The sequence below is a fragment of the Nostoc sp. CHAB 5715 genome, assembly GCF_020829685.1.
Classification (GTDB): domain Bacteria; phylum Cyanobacteriota; class Cyanobacteriia; order Cyanobacteriales; family Nostocaceae; genus Nostoc.
The window spans coordinates 1-4366 of record NZ_JAIVFR010000666.1; the positions used below are offsets into that span (position 1 = coordinate 1).

A 4366-nucleotide genomic window follows, 5' to 3' on the forward strand; every position below is an offset into this window, starting at 1 on the left:
CTGGGCCATTGACCACAGTAGCAGTGGCTTTGGACAAAGCACCAGACATTGAAGCCAAGATTCACAAAATTGTTTGGATGGGGGGTGCATTAAATGTCGGTGGCAATGTAGAAAAAAGTTTGGAAGCCTGACATAAAGGAACTGTACCCTGTGCTGCAAGAAATTACTGCTGTAATTGCAAACGTGGGTATATTTAATTACTTATTATCAGATGGAGTAAACTTTTTTGCTTATTGTTCAACCAACCTCAGCTACATTGTGCGCCAAGCGCCCTTTGCAGCTGCCCATTTAATTGACCAAGACATGACCGTAGATTTTCGAGAGGTGACTACTGAACGCGATCGTGTCGCTGTCATTGCTACCACACCCCTAACTGACAACGAAGTTTGGACACAAATCCAACCGGGAGAATTACTAGTTTTTCAGGATGGATTACCTCTGAAAAATGCGTTCAGTTAAGAATAGACTTCTTGCATAAATTAAACAATTTGAACCCTACCCCCAACCCCTACCCTGACTAAGGAGAGGGGCGGTTTTAGCTTTAGACAAAACCGGGGTGGGGTGATGCGGTGAGTAATGGTAAGTGAATGCAATACGGTTCGGTTAAGGCTAAAACTTTTTGGCAAAGTCAAGTTTTTTAACGTAGACGCTTCTTCGGCTTGCCGCAGGCTACCACAGAGGCGCAGAGGGCACTGAGAGAAGAAATAAATGTTTAACTGAACTCTATTGGGGCAAGAGCTACGTGACCACCGCAAGCAACGTATATTTAACTGAAATTCATATTTAATCAGCAAAAAGGCATATTACTTTCTCAAAACTTCATATTTAATAAGTAAAATGCCATTTGACTTACTCAAAAGCAGCTTTGACTTACTCATTTTAGTGTTTTCCGCAAGTCAAATGAACTTTTACTTACTCAAAAGCAGCTTTGACTTACTCATTTTAGTGTTTTCCGCAAGTCAAATGAACTTTTACTTACTCAAAAGCAGCTTTGACTTACTCATTTTGGTGTTTTCCGCAAGTCAAATGAACTTTTACTTTCTCAAACCGCAGTTTGCTTTCTCATTTTGGTGTTTTCTGCAAGTCAAATGACATTTGACTTACTAAATTGGCTTGTTTATATATGTGTGATTTTTAATTGCCAGGTATATTTGCTGATTACTTTATCAAAATGCCTGTTTGCTTTATCAAAATGCCTGTTTACTTTCTCAAAATACTGAAATGCTTTATCAAAAGAAGCTTTTGCTTTCTCAAACCCCAGTTTACTTATTCATTTTGGTGTTTTCCGCAAGCAAAAGAAGCTTTTGCTTTCTCAAACCCCAGTTTACTTATTCATTTTGGTGTTTTCCGCAAGCAAAAGAAGCTCTTGCTTTCTCAAACCCCAGTTTACTTATTCATTTTGGTGTTTTCCGCAAGCAAAAGAAGCTTTTACTTTCTCAAACCCCAGTTTACTTATTCATTTTGGTGTTTTCCGCAAGCAAAATGCTATCTGACTTTCTCAAAATGCTTGAATACTTTCTAATTTTCAGTAAAACAAACCACACGGTAAGGGCATGGCAATGCCCATAGGTGTCAACTTAACGTGAAACCCTTGTCAAGACATGATATTGAGTTCATTCACTTACCATTACTCACCGCATTACCCCACCCCGGTTTTGTCTACAGCCAAAACCGCCCCTCCCCAAAGCATCGGAGAGGCAGGGCTATTTCGTTCTAGACATAAACCGCCCAGAACTGAAGTTCACAGGCTTTTAGTCCAAGTCCACTAAAGTGGACTAAAAGCCTTTCTTAGTCGTCTTTAGACGACTTTTGCTATTAGCCTCAGAATGAATTCTGAGGCGGGCTAGATGAGAATGAAATAGCCCTATCGGGGAGGGAACTGGATTTTCTTGTTTCCCCCCAATATATCGGGGGATTAAGGGGGGTAATAAACTTTATCAATGCGGGAATCGCTATATTATTTATATTGTTAATTTTTGAAGTTTCACCCTAGAAATGTTCTATCTCTAGGACTAAAGATTTGCTAATACAAAGGGATAAAATCATAGAAACCTGGAGAAAACTATGTCATTAGAAACAGAGACATTACAGGCGACACCACCAACTTCTACCTTTGAGACGCTTGAGGAGAAGCAAGAATTTAACTGGAGGCAATGCTGGTATCCCGTCACCTTTGTGCAAGACTTGCCTGCCAACTGTCCTTATAGCTTTTCTTTGTACGATGAACCCTTCGTTTTGTTCAAAGACCAAAATGAACAACTTATCTGTTTAACAGATCGTTGTTCCCACCGTGCAGCTAGACTTTCTGATGGACAAATTATTGACGGCAAAATAGAGTGCTCATACCACGGTTGGCAGTTTGGCAATAATGGTCAATGTTTGCACATTCCTCAGTTACCAACCGATGCCAAAATTCCGGTAAATGCTTGCGTGTCATCTTTTAAAGTCTTAGAACGTAAAGGTATCATTTGGATGTGGGCAGGGGAAGCCGAAACGGCTATTGATGAGCAAATTCCATCTCTACCAGATTGGGACAAGCCGGAATGCTTCAACTTAGACTATATACGTGACCTACCTTACGATCAAAGCTATTTTATTGAAAACATTATTGACCCGGCTCATGTTCCAATCAGCCATGATGGCATCATGGGAAGTCGAAAAGATGCCCAAGCGTTGGAAATAGAAGTCATTGACAGCAATATTCAGGGAATTAAGGGAAGGTGGCGGCGAACACGCACACCCAATGCGCCTTGGATTTCATTAGATTTCATTGCTCCTAATTTGATTCTCTACAAATTTGGTAATGAACAGCAAGGTAAGTTTGGAGGCACAGCCTTATATTCAATTCCGCTAGGTAAGAATAGATGTCGGATTCTCATCAGAAATTATAGTAACTCGTTTCCCAAAAAAATCAAGCTGATGCCTCCCTGGTTAGATCACATCTTGATCCGAAACAAAATCTTAGAAGGTGATTTGCAATTAGTCGTTGAACAAAAGGCACAAATTGAGCGTTTGGGACAAAATCTCAAAGAAGTCTATTTACCGCTCAAAACATCTGATACTTTAGTGGTTGAGTATCGCAAGTGGCTAGATAAATTTGGGTCATCGTTGCCGTTTTATCAAGGTTATTCCACCTCAAAAAATGTCGGTAGTAGCGAGTCTGATCAAAAGTTGATCACGTTAGACCGGTTCTCGCAACATACACTTATTTGTAGTTCCTGCAATCGAGCTTATCAAGTTACAAATAGGGTTAAGCAAAGTTGTATCGGGGTAGCGATCGCTCTAGCTGCTGTAGCAATACTTGCAGATGATTCTAGAATTAGAATTGCAGCAATATCGCTTTCTATCGCAGCAGTTGTCATGTCCGCTATGGCTCAAACACTCAAAACTCACTTTGAGCGTTCCTACACTCGTCACTAAAATCGGGAATAGGGAATAGGGGATATTCTTCTTTCCTAATCCCTAATCCATAATCTTAGTCATGCTCAAGTTAGTGGCTCTGCGCTAAAGTAAAAATATTGGGATAAAAATCTTTGGCAGTAAGTTCAATCCACCCCTAATCTTTACCACTGCGGCAATAATGTCTCAAGAGTATAACGAATCACTCCAAATTCAGGAGATCACTAAACTAAAACCAAAACACTTTGCTGATTTAGTCAGATCAGCACAATTGATTTTCGACCCCACAGCCGGAGTTTCGGGAAAAAATATCACAGTTGACTGGGAACAATTTGGAATTCCTCATGATGTGGCGGACAATCTCAAATCACTTGGTCAGCAGTACCAATATGCATCTCCTCACATCCCTGTTGAAGTCATTTGGAGTAAATTAACTCCAGAAACTCGTATTTGGTTCGTTGAAAACAAAGATAGGTTGTGGCAGCTTGAAGAAGCTTTCCCAGCCCTTGACGAAGATTAAACCAATTCGCAATTCGCTTTTTCGCCCATTCGCAATTACGTTTTGTGACGGGGATTTAGACCCCCAACACTTTCAGGCGCTGCCGTCATTAGGCAGGGGACTTAAACCCCCAAAGTTTGTTAAACGGCTGAACCATTGAAAGGAATATAAATTAGGGAGCATCCCACTTTTTTACATGTCATTGCGTTCGCGTAGCGTCTCGAAGAGAGGAACGAAGCAATCGCAAAATTCTTCAGGTCAAAACGAGTCCATGAGATTGCTTCGTCGTTCCTCCTCTCTACGAGACGCTGCGCGAACGCAATGACAGTTATTCTCTCATTCCACTTTTTTACATGTCATTGCGAGGAACGAAGCAATCGCAAAATTCTTCAGGTCAAAACGAGTCCATGAGATTGCTTCGTCGTTCCTCCTCTCTACGAGACGCTGCGCGAACGCAATGACAGTTAT

2 protein-coding genes and 2 pseudogenes are annotated in these 4366 nt (G+C 41.0%); all 4 read left to right on the plus strand.

Going from position 1 to position 4366, the window contains the following annotated elements:
• A pseudogene (locus tag LC574_RS28580) lies at window positions 1-125 on the plus strand (nucleoside hydrolase); the annotation flags it as partial.
• A pseudogene (locus LC574_RS28585) lies at window positions 124-459 on the plus strand (class II glutamine amidotransferase); the annotation flags it as partial. The pseudogenes LC574_RS28580 and LC574_RS28585, both read left to right, overlap by 2 nt.
• A 1605-nt stretch (window positions 460-2064) precedes the next feature.
• Window positions 2065-3420 (plus strand): Rieske 2Fe-2S domain-containing protein, encoded by a 1356-nt coding sequence (locus tag LC574_RS28590; protein WP_229457022.1) that lies wholly within the window; start codon window positions 2065-2067, stop codon window positions 3418-3420.
• Window positions 3421-3580: 160 nt separating this feature from the next.
• Window positions 3581-3919, plus strand: a complete 339-nt coding sequence (locus LC574_RS28595; protein WP_229457023.1) for a hypothetical protein — start codon at window positions 3581-3583, stop codon at window positions 3917-3919.
• Window positions 3920-4366: the final 447 nt, after the last annotated feature.

Coding starts and splice junctions, on each gene's coding strand:
- LC574_RS28595 (WP_229457023.1), top strand. CDS start 3,581: ATGTCTCAAGAGTATAACGAATCACTCCAAATTCAGGAGATCACTAAA.
- LC574_RS28590 (WP_229457022.1), top strand. CDS start 2,065: ATGTCATTAGAAACAGAGACATTACAGGCGACACCACCAACTTCTACC.